Origin of the sequence: Carnobacterium sp., from assembly GCF_045617425.1 — a bacterium.
Taxonomy (GTDB): domain Bacteria; phylum Bacillota; class Bacilli; order Lactobacillales; family Carnobacteriaceae; genus Carnobacterium_B.
Window position 1 is genome coordinate 20,982 of the sequence record NZ_JAZLIO010000020.1, and the last position, 18,092, is coordinate 39,073.

General features: G+C 32.8%; 18 protein-coding genes. 12 read left to right on the forward strand and 6 right to left on the reverse strand.

Features of this window, described 5'->3' with window-relative positions; all coding sequences use genetic code 11:
- Positions 1-10: 10 nt before the first annotated feature.
- Both ACKI3H_RS10550 and ACKI3H_RS10555 read right to left on the reverse strand, forming a co-directional pair.
- On the reverse strand, positions 11-310 hold the full coding sequence (locus ACKI3H_RS10550; protein WP_407372201.1) for a PTS sugar transporter subunit IIB: 300 nt from the start codon (positions 308-310) through the stop codon (positions 11-13).
- Entirely contained in the window at positions 303-785 is a 483-nt protein-coding gene (locus ACKI3H_RS10555; RefSeq protein WP_407372202.1) for a PTS sugar transporter subunit IIA, read from the reverse strand. Before ACKI3H_RS10555 ends, ACKI3H_RS10550 begins: the two co-directional genes overlap by 8 nt.
- Positions 786-965: 180 nt before the next feature.
- Here ACKI3H_RS10555 and ACKI3H_RS10560 point away from each other — a divergent pair, with 180 nt between their 5' ends.
- The gene (locus ACKI3H_RS10560) at positions 966-1,730 is read left to right on the forward strand and encodes a DeoR/GlpR family DNA-binding transcription regulator (RefSeq protein ID WP_407372203.1); all 765 of its coding nucleotides are present in this window, start codon (positions 966-968) and stop codon (positions 1,728-1,730) included.
- Entirely contained in the window at positions 1,727-2,695 is a 969-nt protein-coding gene (locus tag ACKI3H_RS10565) for a 1-phosphofructokinase family hexose kinase (RefSeq protein WP_407372204.1), read from the forward strand. Before ACKI3H_RS10560 ends, ACKI3H_RS10565 begins: the two co-directional genes overlap by 4 nt.
- A 288-nt stretch (positions 2,696-2,983) precedes the next feature.
- Here ACKI3H_RS10565 and ACKI3H_RS10570 read toward each other — a convergent pair whose 3' ends face one another.
- From ACKI3H_RS10570 to ACKI3H_RS10580, 3 genes are all read right to left on the reverse strand, one after another.
- Complete coding sequence (locus ACKI3H_RS10570; RefSeq protein ID WP_407372205.1) at positions 2,984-3,709, reverse strand: Fic family protein; 726 nt, start codon at positions 3,707-3,709, stop codon at positions 2,984-2,986.
- A 49-nt stretch (positions 3,710-3,758) separates the two neighbouring features.
- Positions 3,759-4,127, reverse strand: coding sequence for a hypothetical protein (locus tag ACKI3H_RS10575; RefSeq protein ID WP_407372206.1), 369 nt, complete (start codon positions 4,125-4,127; stop codon positions 3,759-3,761).
- A 65-nt stretch (positions 4,128-4,192) separates the two neighbouring features.
- Positions 4,193-5,017: a ParA family protein gene (locus ACKI3H_RS10580; RefSeq protein WP_023176474.1), complete on the reverse strand. Its 825-nt coding sequence runs from the start codon at positions 5,015-5,017 to the stop codon at positions 4,193-4,195.
- Positions 5,018-6,707: 1,690 nt separating this feature from the next.
- Between ACKI3H_RS10580 and ACKI3H_RS10585 the strand changes: the two genes are divergently transcribed.
- The gene (locus ACKI3H_RS10585) at positions 6,708-6,884 is read left to right on the forward strand and encodes a hypothetical protein (RefSeq protein ID WP_407372207.1); all 177 of its coding nucleotides are present in this window, start codon (positions 6,708-6,710) and stop codon (positions 6,882-6,884) included.
- A gap of 296 nt (positions 6,885-7,180) precedes the next feature.
- On the opposite strand, the gene ACKI3H_RS10590 is transcribed toward ACKI3H_RS10585, so the two are convergent.
- Positions 7,181-7,507, reverse strand: coding sequence for a helix-turn-helix domain-containing protein (locus tag ACKI3H_RS10590; protein WP_407372208.1), 327 nt, complete (start codon positions 7,505-7,507; stop codon positions 7,181-7,183).
- A gap of 244 nt (positions 7,508-7,751) precedes the next feature.
- Between ACKI3H_RS10590 and ACKI3H_RS10595 the strand changes: the two genes are divergently transcribed.
- The 9 genes from ACKI3H_RS10595 to ACKI3H_RS10635 form a co-directional block, all read left to right on the forward strand.
- Positions 7,752-9,311: a SulP family inorganic anion transporter gene (locus ACKI3H_RS10595; protein WP_407372209.1), complete on the forward strand. Its 1,560-nt coding sequence runs from the start codon at positions 7,752-7,754 to the stop codon at positions 9,309-9,311.
- Positions 9,312-9,398: 87 nt separating this feature from the next.
- On the forward strand, positions 9,399-11,552 hold the full coding sequence (locus ACKI3H_RS10600; RefSeq protein ID WP_407372210.1) for an LTA synthase family protein: 2,154 nt from the start codon (positions 9,399-9,401) through the stop codon (positions 11,550-11,552).
- A gap of 267 nt (positions 11,553-11,819) precedes the next feature.
- Positions 11,820-13,250 carry a SulP family inorganic anion transporter gene (locus ACKI3H_RS10605; protein WP_407372211.1) on the forward strand — a complete coding sequence of 477 codons (1,431 nt, stop codon included), beginning with the start codon at positions 11,820-11,822 and terminating at the stop codon, positions 13,248-13,250.
- A gap of 448 nt (positions 13,251-13,698) precedes the next feature.
- Positions 13,699-14,064, forward strand: coding sequence for an arsenite efflux transporter metallochaperone ArsD (arsD, locus tag ACKI3H_RS10610; RefSeq protein WP_407372212.1), 366 nt, complete (start codon positions 13,699-13,701; stop codon positions 14,062-14,064).
- 14 nt (positions 14,065-14,078) lie between these two features.
- Positions 14,079-15,815, forward strand: coding sequence for an arsenical pump-driving ATPase (gene arsA, locus ACKI3H_RS10615; protein ID WP_407372213.1), 1,737 nt, complete (start codon positions 14,079-14,081; stop codon positions 15,813-15,815).
- 30 nt (positions 15,816-15,845) lie between these two features.
- Complete coding sequence (gene arsD / locus ACKI3H_RS10620; RefSeq protein ID WP_407372214.1) at positions 15,846-16,163, forward strand: arsenite efflux transporter metallochaperone ArsD; 318 nt, start codon at positions 15,846-15,848, stop codon at positions 16,161-16,163.
- A gap of 39 nt (positions 16,164-16,202) precedes the next feature.
- Positions 16,203-16,547 (forward strand): ArsR/SmtB family transcription factor, encoded by a 345-nt coding sequence (locus ACKI3H_RS10625; protein WP_407372215.1) that lies wholly within the window; start codon positions 16,203-16,205, stop codon positions 16,545-16,547.
- 33 nt (positions 16,548-16,580) lie between these two features.
- Positions 16,581-17,660: an ACR3 family arsenite efflux transporter gene (arsB, locus tag ACKI3H_RS10630; RefSeq protein ID WP_407372216.1), complete on the forward strand. Its 1,080-nt coding sequence runs from the start codon at positions 16,581-16,583 to the stop codon at positions 17,658-17,660.
- 35 nt (positions 17,661-17,695) lie between these two features.
- Positions 17,696-18,092 (forward strand): FAD-dependent oxidoreductase (locus ACKI3H_RS10635; protein WP_407372217.1); only part of this gene is annotated, 397 nt, incomplete at its 3' end.

Consider the following 18,092-nt stretch of genomic DNA (forward strand, 5'->3'; position numbering starts at 1 on the left):
CTTTTATATTTTATTTTGTTGCAGCTATAATTTCTTCATATACTTTATCCATACCCATACCTGTTAAAAATGGAATGCCAGGAAAAACCTTTACGTTAAGCTTATCTGCTGTTTTTAAAACATTTGCATCTGGTTGTGCAATGTAAACATAAATATCTGTGTTTGGTAGTTCATTTAAAATTGATTTATAATCAACTGCCTCAACATTGCACTGAACACGATCATTTTCAAATTTTGATTTTATTTTTTCTGCTATTGTTGTACTGGTTGCAACACCACTTCCGCAAGCTACTACTAATTTTTTAACCATAATTAACCGCTCCTTTTTTTATGTAATTTGATATAAGTTCAAAAACTTCAAATTCATTCTTATAAGAAATGTAATCAGTTACGAATCTTTTATCCATAAACATTTCCATTAGTTGTGATAAAAGATTAACTTGTTTTGTAGAGTCTTTGATTCCTAGAAAGAATAAATCATGCACCTTCATTTCTTTACTATCCCCCATTTGTTTGACTAAAACAGGATTAGTTAGTCTGACGATATAAATGAAAGGTGTCTCTATAAATTCAGAATCTGAATGAGGTAAAGCTATGTTTAAGTATTGAGTAATTAATCCTGTAGGGTATTTTTCTTCTCTTTCTTTAATACCAGAAAGATAACCCTCATTTACATAACCTTTTTGCAGCAATCGGTCTCCAATAATGTTGAATAATTCATCTTCTGTCGTAGCTGTTACAGAAAGATCTATTAAATCTTTCTGTAACATATCAGTTATACACATAAAATTCCTCCTTAAAGTTTAATTTTGTTACTTAATGTTTAACTTTGTTTTAATAATTATATGATACCTTGTTGATTTTATTTTGTCAACGCTTTCAACGTTGATTAATAATTTTTTTTGTGTATAATAAAACCAAAGATAAACAAAGTAAAACAAAAAAACTTGATTGGAATGGTACGTATGTTGAAAAGCGAGAGACATGATAAAATTTTAGGCTATTTAGAACACAATAATTTTGTAACTGTAACTGAGCTAGCGCAATCATTAGACGTTTCTGATATGACCGTTCGTAGAGATATTACTGAATTATCGGAAAAAAATGTACTTGTGAAATTATATGGAGGGGCTCAAAAAGTAAATTTAAAAGAAAAAGAGCTTACTACAACTGAAAAAATTGAACTTTCTGTAGAAAATAAAGAATATATTGGAAGAGTAATGAATTCTGTCATTAATGATGGGGATGTTGTTTATATAGGTGCTGGGACAACAATTCTTTACGCATTACCATATATTGATAAGAAAGAACTGTTTTTTATAACCAATAGTATGATTGCCTTTGATTATTTAATTCACAATAGTGACTACAAAGTTCAGCTTACCGGAGGAGAATATCTAAAAGTAACTGAAGAATTTGTTGGGGAGCATGCAGAAAAGATCTTTGATAATCTAAACATAGATATAGCATTCGCTGCAACAAATGGAATATATAACGATAACGTTACTACTGCAAATGAATTAGAAGGAAGCATTCAAAAAGCAGCTTTTAGAAATGCTAAGCAGACTGTAGTTGTAGCGGATAGTTCTAAATTTAATGTTTCAGATGTATACACCTTTTATAAGTTAGGTGATTTAGATTTTGTGATTACTGATAACGAAATGGACCAAAATACGTTAGACTACTTTAGTTCTTTTGGAAAAATAGTGAATAAGGAGATGAAAAAGTGATAATAACTTTAACTATGAATCCGTCAATTGACTATTTATATAATATGGACTCATTAAAATTAGGTTCTCAAAATAGATCTGAGAATCCTGTTAGAATGATAGGTGGGAAAGGGTTAAATGCAGCAAGAACGTCTGCAATATTAGGCTCGGAAGTAAAAACCTATGGAGCTTTAGCGGGTATAAATGGAGAAATATTAAAAAAGCTTACACAAAACGAAAAATTTTCAATGGATTTTATTGAGTTAAAGGTTGGAGAGACGCGTAACGCCCTGACAATTATGCACGATGGGGGAACTCAAACTGAGATCGTTGAAGAAGGACCACATATAAACCAAAAAGTTGAAAAAAAAATATTGAATGATATTTTAAGAGCATGCAGGGAAAATATTAATGTAACTTCTATTTGTTTATCAGGATCTGTAAATTCTAAAAATCAGCATTTATATAAAGAGTATATAGAAAAAATCTCCAACGAATTTCCCGATATAAAAATTTTGTTAGATATATCTAGAGAACAGTTGAAATCCGTTTTATTAGGAAATAAAAAGCCCTATTTTATTAAGCCGAATATTCATGAATTCTCTGAGATTATTAATATAGAATGTATAGATAAAAAAGACGTGATTTATCAGTTAAAACAACAAACTATATTTGATGGAATAGATTTAATTTTAATCTCTTGTGGAGAAAAAGGAGCGATTGTGAAATATAACGGGGATATCTATGATGTAGTAGTACCCTCTATTAGTTTAGTTAATCCTACTGGTTCAGGAGATGCTACAGTAGGTGGAGCTGCTTTTGCTATAGATAATCAAATGAAAATAGAAGACGTATTAAGATATTCTATGGCCTGTGGTGTAGCAAATGCTATGGAGAAAGCTGTAGGATTTGTTACAGTATCAAACGTTGATGAAATTAGAGAACAGGTAGAGATAAAAAAAATACGTAGGCTTAGTCCGATTTAAATTAGCTTTAAAAGAAGACGGATAATTAGTAATTTAGTATTAAGTTAAAAAGATAGCTATAGGATAGAAATACACCTATAACTATCTTTTTTCTGATTAATTAATAGCTTAATATAAAATTGAAATACCTTTATTGAATCGTTCAATGGTTAATCTGAGAAGCTAATTCCATAATTATAGGAATACTTTATAAAGCCCTGTGTATGTAAAAAAGCATAAAACACTCTTAAAACACTCCTAAGAGACACACTAAATCAAAGAAATTGAAGAATAACCGCAAAAAGACCATTATTCTTCAATTTCTTTAATCTTTTCTCGATCCATATTCTGAAAGGCTGCCATTCTTTTGCTTTCTTTTTCTAAGGTATCGGAAGCAAAAGTTAAAAAAGAAGCTACGTCTTGAGTTGCTAAAATTTCAACATACTGTGCTTTTGTATCCTTTTCAATAATTAATGGAGGAAATCCCTCTTGTAATAAAGAATAGTTCATCATCATCCGACCAGTTCGGCCATTTCCATCTGAGAATGGATGAATCCGTTCAAACTGAATATGAGTATCTAAAATAGCCATTAATTTAGCTTCCCTATCTTTAGATATACTTAAACGATAATTTAAATTATCAATTAATTGAGAAACTAACAAAGGTGTTTCTGATGGTGAAGCTGTTTGAAATTCAGCACCTAAAATCATATTTTCATTCTTTTTAAATTTACCTTTATCGTATTGTAATCGATCTGTTAAATCAGCGTGTATCTCTTTAATAATTGTGGTAGAAAGGGTCTCTTCATTTATTAAATGATTTATCATATGATCAAAAGCTTGCTTGTGGTTTTCAATCTCATAAAATTCTCTAACTGTAGCGCCGGAACTAATGGGTAAAGTACCATTTACAATGATAGAAACGGTAGCAGGTAAAGAAATCGTATTTCCTTCAATTCCTGCCGAATGATGAGCTAATCGTACTAAGATATCTTCAAAGTAGTCGCTAGTTATGGATTTGAAAAATTTATTCATTTGAACACCTCCTAATCTCTAAAAATATAAAAACTATACGTCTACAAATCTACTTTATGGATTTTCGTTGGTAAACCTCTTGTAAAGTCTTAATTTCTCTTCTTTCATCTTGAGTTAAAGAAGCCTCATAATTGTCTAACAAGATTTCCAATAATTCATTTACACTATTTAAACTAAATGAAGTAATAATTGCATTTAATCGATGTGAGGTATCTGCTGCACATCTAATAGTAGTCGTCTTTCCTTTTGCACTTTTTTGAATAGGTTCTTTTTTTTGATCGAATTTATCTTGCTGAGATTCATCGACTGTAAATAAGCTAGCTCGGTTAAAAGCCTCTTTTGGTTTTACTTCTTCTTTTCGTTCAAGAAGATTACGTTTACCTTTATTCTTATTTTTATTTAATAGACTGTCAGCCATAATAGTCCTCTTCCTTTCTTGTAAGTATGAGCGTTACTTTTAAACACTTAATATGATTTATTTCTTTAAGAATCGAACTCTTTTAAGCGACTGAGCATTTCTTCGGTAACTTTTTTATAAAGTGCCATTACTCTTTTATCATGTATATCATATTTATTGTCTAAATCTGAATCAACTATGCCTACAATGTCATAACGTTTCAATCGTTCCATATTTTTTACTAAATTTTTAAAGAGATTTTCTTCTCCAAATTTTTCTTTTGCAGTAGCAAGCGTGGCTTCATCTACCTTAGAATTATTTTTCAATAATACCGGTAGAACACCTAGAATATCAAAATTTGCATCGTAGTTGTCAACTAACTCTTGTAGATATCCTACATAAGCTTCTGCCCCTACTAGAGAACGTTCTTGGGTTTGTAATACAATAATTGTATAATCAGATGCTAATAATGCTGAATCTGTATAGGTGCTTAATGTAGGTGGGACGTCTATCAAAATAAAATCATAATCATCTTTAATTTTTTCAATTAGTCCTTTTAGAAAAGTAACTCGTTTTAACTGGCTATTTGGAAATTTCTTTTCTAAAAATAAAGGAAAAGACGTAAAGTCAGCGAAGCTAGGAAGCAAATATAAATTGTCTTTTATTTCGATGATGATATCAGACAAATCCTCATCAGCTATAGCAGACATTAAGGTCTTATCAAAAGTAACGATATTATTTGTAATTCTTTGTTTAGTATGTAAATACAAAGATGTTGCATTTGCTTGAGGATCTAAATCAGCCAACAATGTCTTGTACCCCAATTTAGATAACATGTAAGCCATCATTGCACTATTTGTGGTCTTTCCTGTTCCACCTTTAAAATTACCATATGTTATTACTTTAGCCATACTACCCCTCTTTTCTAATTCGTCTACAAATCTACATGTTGTATTATATAGTTAATATACCATGCTGTATATAGATGTCAAACGTTATCAAAAAAACACGTCTACAAGTCTACATGTAGACGTATCTACAAATCTACAAGTCTACATGTAGACGTATCTACAAATCTACAAATCTACATGTAGACACATCTACAACTAGGAATCCTTTTAGGACAACGGTTTCAAGACTGTTGTAGACGGATCTACAAATCTACAAATCTACATGTAGATGCATCTACAAATCTACAAATCTACATGTAGACACATCTACATAAAAACCTTATATTGCTTATAAAATAAGGTTTTACAAAAAAAAAATTGTGTAGTAAATTTAGATTAATTCAAAAGTAATAATATAATTAAATAAAAAAAAGCCCCGTAGACGGCAATCTACGAGACAACTAAATTCAATGTTTTGTATTACTATTATACCAACTATTTAAACTGTTGGCAATTAGTAGTGGCTTTTTTACCAACACAGGAGCCAAGCTGTGTGCGTGACAGCATTTAAGTAGACAGGTTAAGCATACGCCGCTGCAATAAGGAATGCTAGGAACAATCAAATAGGGTCGCTATATCCTCTATTGTTCTGAATGGTGACCACGACCGATTTGAACTGGTGGGGGCGGTAATCCAGGTCTGATTTAGACTGGTAGCTTAAAACAATACTCTTAGGGTGGATTTTAAGAGTGTTTTAAGCGTGTTGAGACAACAACACCGACGATATAGCATGTGAAGCAGGCTCCGACTCGATCCGAGGCTAGAAAATACATAAAAGACACATTCGTACTCTCGTTCAGCTTAAATCTATTTTAGGCTGTGCTAGGGTACAACTATGCTCATCTCACCAATTGCTCTCACCTCGGCTAGCAAATGAGAAACATTAGGTCAACCCCTTTATTTACTATTTAACTTAAATACAAGTGTCTATATTTTATGAAGGTAAAGAATGACTGATTAAAATAATAATGTATGGAAAGTTGAGTTTAAATATAACTTAGATAACTTTTAATAATATTTAAAATAAGTTATTTAAAAGCAAAAAATACAAAGAAATATAAGTTGTTAATAAAAAATCTTTACGGAAAAATGAACTTCTATTTAGTAAAGAGGTTATTATGAACATATAAATTATTTAACATGTTTCATTTGACAATCCTGGCCAGATTATGGACTGAATATAAGAGTATAATCCGACAGTTTCTGCAATAATTTTTAATCCAAATGGCATTTTTATTGATTTGAATACTCTAATAAAAAAAAGTACGCTAAAAAAATCACTAAATAAGTAAGATATATAAGACTAACTTGCTTTAAATGACCAGAATTTCTTCAGTTATGGAGTTTTATCTTCTAAAGCAGATAAGAACACCCAATACGGGTAAAATATGGCATTTGAGTTTTATGAAATAGAATTCCATCGGTTTAACCTTTTTTTTATCTATTGATTCCCTTGCTTCAAAATAGTAGCTATTTTTATTAGTAATTACCTAAATGTTGGTGGATGATTTTATCTAACTTTTTCTCCATTTTTCCAGAGGAATAGTTTTTTAAATCAACGACAGTTTGCTGTTTCCGGTGATCATTTTTCGTCAGTAAGTCTTGGAACTGATCCACTCTTTATCCGGATGGATTTTGGAGGAATTTCCTAATGGAGACAATTAAAGTATGTAGCTATATTTCTCGTCGACGTGCAAAAGATAACAGTTTTGACGAAGCATTTTTAGGTGAAAGTGAACGTTTAGAAGTCGCTGTTGCTTTAAGAACTTTGAGAGAAATCGAAGGATTGATTCAAAGAAAATTGGCCGAAAAAGTTGAAAATCCCTAATCTACGATTGCATGTATTGAAAACGGAAATATGAATGTGACGTTTAAGAAGATGAATGATATTGCGAAAGCATTTGATAAAGTCATTGAAGTTAAATTCGTGTAATGAATAGAAAAGGTCCTCAACCCTCCTACTAAAGAGGCTTGAGGACCTTTTCTATTTTTAACTTTTGACGTAAACAGTATAGATGAAATTCTTTAATATTTTGTTTCGTTTAAAATTAAATATCCTTATATGAGAATCGGATGAACAGTTCTCATGTAAGGATATTTAGGGTTAATGCTCTTAATTAGACCTTATTTTTTTGGAAATAATCCTTCTAAGAAATTGAACAGCTGCCACTTCTTTTCTTCAGGTAAATTTGAAATAGCTGAGTTAAGTTTTGTGTCTACAACAGTTGATTCTTCATTAAAGAATGCAGCGAGGGTGACACCTAATGCATCACAAATCCGAGCCAGCGTAGATAACGAGAGTTTACTATCATTATTTTCTATTGCAGAAATAAATGAAGGAGATACTTCAATTATTTTAGAAAGCTCTTTTGCAGTCATATTAGAAGATTTTCTTATAGTTTGAATTCGATTACCTATATTCATTTGTTTTGTCCTTTCTGGTTGTTTCATTTCTTAATCATATTAACACAAAATAATTCAAGGAGAAATATCCCTCTTAAGGATCCTTAAAATTCCTATTTTAATACCTAATATCTTTGACATTGTAGTAAGGTGTTTCTTCATAAAATTGAATATTCTTATATTTGAATATTTGTATTATATAGTAAAAATTAACCTTAAAGTGAATTAATGCTTGTTTTAATTCAGTTAAATGTTAAGATATTTAGTGTTAACTAGTACAAAGGAGGAAGTTATGAGTAATAAGAGAAAGAAAAGACTAAAAGGCAAAGAGGTACTAAGGGATTTTAAAAAGATTAATTTAAAAAATGAGGTGCTATCGGGATTGACTGTTGCCCTTGCCCTTATCCCGGAATCAGTTGCCTTTGCGTTTGTTGCTGGCGTTAGTCCTATACTAAGTTTACAATCAGCAGTTGTTATGGGAATAGTTGCAGCAATTTTTACGGGAAGACCAGGGATGATTAGCTCTTCTACTGCAGCAATATCAGTTGTAATGGCAGCATTGGTTGCTTCTCATGGTTTAGAGTACTTGTTTGCAGCAGTTATTTTAATGGGTGTTATTCAATTATTAATAGGTGTATTTAAACTAGGAAAATATGCTCGTATGATTCCTTATCCAGTTATGCTTGGATTTTTAAATGGACTTTCTATTGTGATGTTTATTTCTCAATTTGAGTTGTTCAAGTTGAATACATCAGGAGGAAAAGAATGGATACAAGGATTTGATTTATCTATTATGCTCTTATTTGTTCTAATGACAATGGCAATTATTCACTTTTTCCCTAAATTAACGAAAGCAGTTCCTTCTAGTTTAGCAGGGATTGTTGTGATAACAATCATTGCAGTGTTATTAAATAGATTTGCAGGTTATCATTTACAAACCGTTCAGGACTTTGCTGGAATGACCCTCAAAGGTGAACTTCCACAGTTTTATGTTCCACAATTACCTCTTAACTTTGAGACACTACAAGTGATTCTTCCGTATGCTTTCATTAGTGGTTTAGTTGGATTGACGGAGGCAGTACTTACTTTAAGAGTGATCGATGAGATGACCGATACCAAAGGTGACACAGATAAAGAAATCGTCGCTCAAGGACTCGCAAACTTAGCAAATGGTTTCTTCGGAGGTATGGGAGGCGACGCAATGATTGGTCAATCTATTATTAATATAAAATCTGGAGGTAGAACTAGAATATCTGCTTTTGTAGCACCTTTAGGTTTACTCTTATTTATTGTATTTGGATCTAGTATCATAAGTTTAATCCCTTTATCAGCATTGATTGGAGTTATGTTTATGGTTGTAATAGGTACATTTAAGTGGGAAAGTCTCAAATATAGTAGGAAAATACCTAAACAGGATATTATTGTCATGATAGCTGTAACCGTCATTACGATTTTTTCAGACTTAGCAACAGCTGTGATTGCTGGTGTTATTTTATCAGCACTTGCCTTTGCATGGAAAAAGGGTACAGAAGCAGATGCATTGGTGATTGACAATCTTGATGGATCGAGAACGTACAAGTTGAATGGTTCAGTTTTCTTTGGTTCGGTTTTAAATTTTAAAGATTTGTTTAATCCCAATGATGATCCTGATTACGTTATTTTTGATTTTGAAAGTGCAAAGGTTATGGATTACTCTGGCGTAGAAGCTATTAATGCCATTGTTGAAAAATATGAATCTTTAGGCAAAAAAGTCATGTTAAGAAAAGTTGGTAGTTATAGTCAAAATCTTTTTAAGAATGCACACGAAATTACTAGTATAACAAAAGATAATATGGAAAAAAGGAAAAAATAAAATCTAATTAAGTCAAAAATGCATATTTCACTATTTACTCACAGGTAGATAAGGAGATATGCATTTTTAAATAGGAGGTAATTATTCGTGGTACAATTAAAAAATTTTCTTTCGAAACGACTTGGTTTCTTTACCTTTGCAGTGTTACTGTTTTGGTTAAAAACTTATATAGTATACCAAGTTGAATTTGAACTTGGTGTGGAAGGTATAATTCAGAAACTTATTTTGTTTATCAACCCAATTGCAACTACAGTGTTTCTATTTTCTATAGCGCTTTTCTTTACAAAATCTAAAAAAGCCTATTTTTCATTATTCACTATTTATTTCTTAACAAGCTTGTTACTTTACTCAAATGTACTCTATTACCGTGAATTTAGTGATTTTTTAACGATTTCAACTATTTCAGGAGCAGGTAAAGTTGCAAGTGGTTTGGGCGCTAGTTCGTTTGCGCTACTACGACCACAAGATTGCTTATACTGGTTGGATTTCTTTGTGTTAGTTTTTATACTATATAGTATAAAATCACCTATAAAAATGGATTTACGTCCCATGTTAAAACGCAAGGCTTTTGCAGTAAGTATTGTAGGGATTACTTTATTTGCAGCTAACTTGGCTTTAGCAGAAAGTAATCGGCCACAACTATTAACTCGTACTTTCGATCGTAACTATATTGTGAAATACTTAGGTGTGAATTTTTTTACTGCCTTTGATGGCTACAAAACAGCACAAAACAATCAAATGAAAGCTAGTGCAGATGAATCAGATGTAGAAGACGTATTAAAGTATGTTAAAAATCATTATGCAGTTCCAAATAGTGAGTATTATGACGTTGCTAAAGGTAAAAACGTCATTTATGTCCAATTGGAAAGTTTCCAACAGTTTCTAATTGATTATCAATTAGAAGATGAAAATGGAGAATTTCATGAAGTGACTCCGTTCATTAATAGCCTTTTCCATAACCAAGACAGTTATAGTTTTGAAAACTTTTATCACCAAGTCGGACAAGGAAAAACCGCGGATGCAGAAATGTTGGTAGAAAATTCTTTATTCGGTAGTTATCAAGGTGGAGCATTTACTCAATATGGTACTGCTAATACCTTTCAATCTGCTTCTCAAATTTTACGATCAGAAGCTGGCTATACTTCAGCGATGTTCCATGGCAATACGGGGTCGTTCTGGAATCGTGATAATACCTATAAATCATTTGGAGTTGATTACTTTTTTGACGATGAATCATACACCTTTACTGATGAGAACACACTAGAGTACGGAATGAAAGATAAGATTTTTTTCCAAGAATCTATTCAATATTTAGAACAATTACCACAGCCGTTTTATTCGAAATTTATTACTGTTTCCAATCATTTTCCTTATCCGTTAGATGAGGAAAATGTTACCTTTCCTGCGGCGACAACAGGAGATAGCACCATTGACAATTACTTTGTTACAGCCCACTACTTGGATGAAGCAGTTGAAGAATTCTTCAACTATCTAAAAGACTCCGGGCTATACGAAGACTCTATTATAGTCTTGTTAGGAGATCACTATGGTGTCTCTAATACACGTAATCAATCCTTAGCTCCTTTAATTGGAGAAGATCCTGACGAATGGAATGGCTACGATAATTCAATGAAGCAAGAAGTTCCAGCTATATTTCATGTTCCAGGAGCTGGTAATGGGAAAGTGTTCGATACTTTTGGCGCACAAATAGATATGCTTCCTACTCTCTTACATTTGTTAGGCATTGAAACCAATAACTATGTTTTAATGGGGACCGATTTATTCTCAGAAGAACATGATGAAACTGTAGCATTTAGAAATGGAGATATTGTATCACCTAAATATACTGTAAATGGTTCAGTTATCTATGACACAAAAACTGGTGAGCAAATTTTAGAACCTTCTCAAGAAATATTAAATGAGGTGGAACAATTAAAAATAGATGTCAGATATCAGTTGAGTACTTCGGACAATCTTCTTCAAAGTGACTTATTACGTTTCTATACACCTGAAGGTTTGTTATCAGATGAATCAACTGATTATAATTATCAAAATCAATTTGAAAAGCTAAAAGGTATGAATGAGCAACTTGGTGAAAAATCAACTAGTTTGTATTATAGAAATGGAAACCAATCAACAGTTCCCTTATATGAAACTAATGCTCCAGAATTAAAAGATAAAGTTAATAATGGTTTGTCTGATTCTCAACTAATCATTGAACCAGCTGTAGAAGTTGAATAATAGAGAGTGTGATTCAGAGAAATGAGATAACATACCTAAAAAAGTTGCTAATTGATTTTTACAATTAGCAACTTTTTTTGAACTTATTTCTTAATTTCCTTAAGTTATTAGTTCAAAATAAGTTAAATATATCATTACTCCTTTAGAGGAGATATATATTAATTTATGTAGAGATTAAATTTTTATTTTAACGCTCATTTTACTTGTTAATGTGGTATTATATTTTATTGTGAGCTGTTTTGTTTAAGCTTGAGAAGGAAGGTATTTATGCAAAAGTATAAAAAAGAATGGTTTGGTAATATTAGAGGAGATATTCTAGCCGGAGTTGTGGTTTGCTTGGCTTTATTTCCTGAAGTTATTGGGTTTATGTTGGTAGCTGGTGTAGAGCCCATTGTAGGAGTCTATGCAACATTTTTTATCACAGCGACAGCCGCTTTTTTTGGTGGTCGGACTGGATTAATTTCAGCAGCTGCAGGATCAGTTGCATTGGTACTTGCTCATTTAGTTGCGGAATATGGAGTGAAGTATCTATTCGCTGCAACAATTCTAGCCGGAATGATACAAGTTATACTAGGTTTATTTAAAGTAGGGAAATTAATGCGCTATATACCAAAACCTGTTATGTTAGGGTTTGTAAATGGATTAGGTATTATGATGTTTTTATCTCAATTGAATCATTTCAAAGGAAACTCGATATTGCTTATACTTGGGATTATTGGAATTGCTATTATTTTCTTGGCTCCTAAGCTAACAAAAAAAATTCCTGCACCGATTATTTCAATTGTAGTCGTTACCGCTCTTGTATTGGGGTTAAATTTGAAGGTCCAATTGTTAGGTGATTTAGGGACTATTTCAAGTGAGTTACCTCGTTTCGGTATTCCGAATGTCCCAATGAATTTAGATACACTGAAAATTATTTTACCTACTGCGCTTTCTGTAGCCATAGTTGGGTTAGTAGAATCTCTATTGACAGCACAATTAGTGGATGAATTGACGAATGAACCAAGTGATAAAAATCGTGAATCGTTGAGTCAAGGGCTCGGAAATCTGTTATCTGGTTTTTTTGGTGGAATTGCTGGTTGTGGTATGATTGGCCAAACGATTATTAATCTAAATTATGGTGGAATTGGCCGTTTAGCAACATTCTTATCTGGTTTCTTCATGTTAATGTCGGTGGTATTATTTAATAAAGTAGTGATTCAAATTCCTATCGTTGCTCTGGCAGCAGTAATGGTCGTTGTAGCCTATGAAACCATTGACTGGAGATCAGTTAAACGGTTAAATACCATGCCTAAAAATGAAAGTTTCGTTATGCTCTTAACTGTTGGAATTGTACTGTTTACACATAATCTAGCCTACGGTGTAGTTGCAGGGACTCTAGTAAGTGCTATTTTTGCAGCCTTTAGCATGACTCATTTCCAAGTAGAAAAAGGAACAGACCATGATGACTATCATTATAAGGCACATGGACATCTTTACTTCGCATCAGCTGAAAAGTTTTTAGATTTTTTTGTCCATGATTTTGAACATGAGGGCGAATTAATTATTGACGTTAGTGCCATGACATTATGGGATTCTACGGCTGTTGAAGCGATTGATAAATTGATCAGTAAAAATAAAGAAACTGGCTTAACGTTTATCAATGCGAATAAACAGAGTAAAGAATTATTTAAGAAAAACTCCACTCATGATATATAGTAATTATAAATATATCGTTGTTATTAAAGTTGTTTCATTTAAATAACTCTCAAAACACTATATTTCATGAACTTATCATTACAAATAAGAGCTCTATCACTATAAGAAAAGTGTTAGAGCTCTTATTTGGCAAGTAGACGTTTGTTTAGGGCATAATAATCACCTACTTTTGTTATAAGCAATAACGACTAGTAGGTAATCAAGCGCTATCTAGACTTCTTTCAATACATGAAATTACATAGAATCATGTATCCAGAACCTTGATATTTTCAGGTTCTTTTTTTGCTAATCAGAGGTAATCTTAGAGATTGGCGGCAGGAAATTAAGCTAGTACAATTACTCAAAATTATTTTTATTGACTATAGATAGATAAAGTTCTATATTATATATAGATAATTGTCTATGTCTTAGTGTCAAAATAAATTCTCTACAAAGGAGCAAAAAAATTATGACAGAATTAGCATTATTTGAACCAGCAATGTGCTGTAGCACAGGCGTATGCGGGCCAGCATTAAATGAAGACTTATTACAAATTACGTCAGTTATGAACGCTTTAGATACATTAGAAGGGTTTCAAGCTAAAAGATACAATTTATCTAGTAGTCCTCAAGCATTTGTAGAAAACGAACAAATGAGTAAATTATTGCAAGAAAAGGGCGCTGATGCGTTGCCAGCAACACTATTAAATGGTGAAGTAGTTAAATTTGGAGAATACCCTTCAATGGAAGAAATAACAGCTTTTACAGGAGTTAGATTTGTCCCAATGGAATCAAATGACGGTGGCAGTTGCGGACCAAACTCAGGATGTTGTTAGGAGGATTTTAACTGATGAAAAATTATCAACCAGAACAATTAAACCTTACAAAATATCTTTTCTTTACTGGTAAAGGCGGAGTAGGAAAAACATCTACAGCTTGTGCTACTGCAGTTTCTTTAGCGGATAGTGGGAAGAACGTTATGTTAGTGAGTACGGATCCTGCTAGTAATTTACAAGATGTTTTTGAGAAAGAGTTAACAAATAATGGCTTAGAAATTCCAGAAGTGAAAGGCTTAACTGTAGCTAATTTTGATCCTATCACTGCTGCACGTGACTATATGGAAAGTGTTGTTGGACCGTATAGAGGGGTTTTGCCAGATTCAGCTGTGGCTAACATGGAAGAGCAATTATTAGGTTCTTGCACTGTTGAAATTGCGTCTTTTAATGAGTTTGCTGGATTTTTAACGAATCCAGAAGTTGAAGCTCAATATGATCACATTATTTTTGATACTGCCCCTACGGGACATACATTAAGAATGTTGCAACTGCCCTCTGCATGGAGTAACTTCTTAGATGAAAACACTACTGGTGTTTCATGTATGGGTCAGCTTTCAGGACTTGGCGATAAGCAAGAAATGTATAAGCACGCAGTAGATACACTATCAGAGGGTACAAAAACAACCTTAATGTTAGTGACACGTCCACAAAACGGGCCACTTATCGAAGCGAATAGAGCTTCTGAAGAATTAAAAGAAATCGGTGTGTTAAATCAAGAATTAATTATCAATGGATTGTTAGAAAGACCGACAGACAGCGTTTCTCAAAAAATTTATGATGAACAACAGTTAACGTTAAAAAATATGCCTGAAAATTTAAAACAATTTTCAACATTCATCGTTCCTTTACGCTCATATAATGTAACCGGCGTTGAAAACTTGCGATTACTCTTAACATCAGATCAAAAAAATGCCGTTGTAGAAGCTCCAGAAGTAGTGGATTACCCTAAATTACAACACATTATAGATGAATTAGATCGAACAAATAAAAAAGTTGTTTTCACTATGGGTAAAGGTGGCGTTGGGAAAACAACGATTGCTGCTACTCTAGCAACAGGATTGGCAGCTAAAGGGAAAAGGGTTCATTTAGCAACAACAGATCCCGCAGCTCATTTGGAATTTGTGATTACTGAATCAGAAAATATTAAAATGAGTCATATTGACGAGAAAAAAGAATTACAGGATTACAAGGAAGAAGTGCTAGCTACAGCTCGTAAGACCATGTCTTCTGAGGAATTGGAGTATGTTGAAGAAGATCTACGCTCTCCTTGTACTCAAGAAATAGCCGTTTTTAGACGATTTGCAGAGATTGTCGCTACAGTTGATTGTGATGTAGTTGTCATAGATACCGCACCAACTGGACACACTTTATTGCTATTAGATTCCTCTCAAAGCTATGCTAAAGAAGTGGAACGAACTTCTGGTGAAGTTCCTGAGTCCGTTCGTAGACTGTTGCCAGTCTTACAAGATCCAGAACAAACAGAAGTGGTCATGGTTACTTTACCTGAAAATACGCCAGTCTATGAATCTATGCGCCTACAAGAAGATTTAGATCGTGCCAAAATCGCTCATACTTGGTGGGTAATAAACAATAGCATGCTAACGAGTGGCACAATAAATGAAGTGCTGAAAGCTCGTGCACAAAGTGAAGTTACTTGGATTAATAAAGTAGCAGAACTATCGAATAATCATTTTGCGGTAGTAGAGTGGAGTTTTGCTGAAGTGAAAGGAAAATCTATAGCACTATTTTAGACTAAATTAGATGAAGGGAAGGGAATAAAAGTGGATAAAATAACTCTTTATGAACCTCCAATGTGCTGTAGCACAGGAGTATGTGGACCTTCTGTAGATGAAAATTTAATCCGTATAACAAGTCTCTTTCAACAAGTACGTAAGGTGAAAGGGAAACAATTGATTCGATATAATTTAAGCTCCAAACCTGATTCATTCGTTCGAAATCAAGCGGTAACGCAGTTAATCCAAGAAAATGGGGTTAACTGTTTGCCAGTAACGGTATTAAATGACACTAAAATCGTGAAGATTGAAAAATATCCAACGAACAAAGAACTTTCTGAATGGATAGATTTGAACTTGGAATAAAGGAGAGCTAACTTTTTACCAATAGAAAGGAACATGAGAATGAATTATGAAGAATCTGCAAAAATTGCTAAAGCTTTATCTGAACCTAAACGTGTAAAAATACTGGATATGTTGTCGTGCGGAGAAATGTGTGCGTGTGATATTTTAGAACATTTTGATTTTACTCAACCTACGTTGTCTCACCATATTAAAATATTAGTAGAAGCTGGCTTAGTTATAGCCGAAAAAAGAGGAACATGGCAACATTACTCAATTAATGAGCAAGTAGCACAACAATATATTCAAGGAACCGTTCACTTGTTAACACATTCATCTGAATGTATTTGTGAGTCTGAAGGCATTCAAAAAGGAGTAAGAAGTTTATCTTCTTTTGTTTCTCATTAAAAGATTAAATACGATTATTATTGGAGGGAAATCATGAAAGAAACAGTTTTAAAAGAAAAAGTATCGAATAAAGAAAATGGGATTGGACTTTGGGAACGTTATTTAAGTTTATGGGTTGCTTTATCAATGATTATAGGTGTAGCGCTAGGGCAATTTGTTCCTGCAATTCCTAATTTTTTAAGTCAATTTGAGTACTATAATGTATCGATTCCAACAGCTATTTTAATTTGGTTAATGATTTTCCCAATGATGTTAAAAATTGATTTTAGCAGTATTGTAAATGCAACAAAAAAACCCAAAGGATTAATCTTAACTACCGTAGTAAACTGGTTAATTAAACCATTTACCATGTATGGAATTTCTGCCTTTTTCTTTTTGGTAGTATTTAGACCGTTTTTAAGTCCAGAACTAGCCAATGAATACATAGCTGGTGCGATTCTTTTAGGGGCAGCTCCTTGTACGGCTATGGTATTTGTATGGAGTGAACTAACAAAAGGTGATCCAGCATACACCTTATTGCAAGTGTCTATCAATGATATTATTGTTCTCTTTTTATATGCCCCAATTGTGGCACTTTTATTGGGTATAGGTAACGTATCTGTCCCTATCAATACACTTTTACTCTCCATTTTTGTCTTTATTGTGATTCCTTTAGTTTTAGGAATTGTTGTCAGAAAAAAAGTCGTTAAGCAAAAAGGTGACGATTATTTTGAAAAAGATTTTGTGAATAAATTCGATGGCACAACTCGAATTGGTTTACTACTAACTTTAGTTATTATCTTTTCATTCCAAGGTGAACGAATTCTAAGTAATCCATTCCATATTTTATTAATTGCTATTCCACTAATTGTTCAAAATATTGTCATATTCATTCTTGGTTATGGTGGAGCTAAAGCGTGCAAACTACCATTCTCAATAGCAGCACCCGCAGCCATGGTCGGAACAAGTAACTTTTTTGAACTTGCTGTAGCTGTCTCAATTGCATTGTTTGGATTAAATTCTGGTGCAACTTTAGCAACCGTTGTGGGAGTATTAGTAGAGGTTCCTGTTATGCTTTTATTAGTCAAGTTTTCAAATAAAACAAAACATTGGTTCGACGGATATGAGTATTAAGCATTATTTAAATTAAATGAAAAGAGGCGAAAAAAATGAAAATTGTCGTTATTGGATCTGTCGCTGCTGGTACATCTGTAGCAGCTAAAGCTAGAAGAAATACAGAGGAAGCTGAAATTGTCGTGTACGATCAAGGAAAAGATATTTCTTATTCTGTTTGTGGGATTCCTTATCACATTGGTGGGGAAGTGGAAGAATTAAGTGCCTTAACTCCTAGAAATGCAGCATGGTTCAAAAAGAGATACAATGTCTCAGTTTTCACTGAGCATAAAGTGACACACATTGATCAGGCCAACAAACAGTTAGAAGTGACGGATCTTGTTTCTGGAGAAAAGAAACTAGAAAATTACGATGTATTGGTTTTTGCTACAGGGGCTTCTCCATTCACTCCACCTCCATTTAATCAAAAAGAGTATGATAATGTGTTCCAAG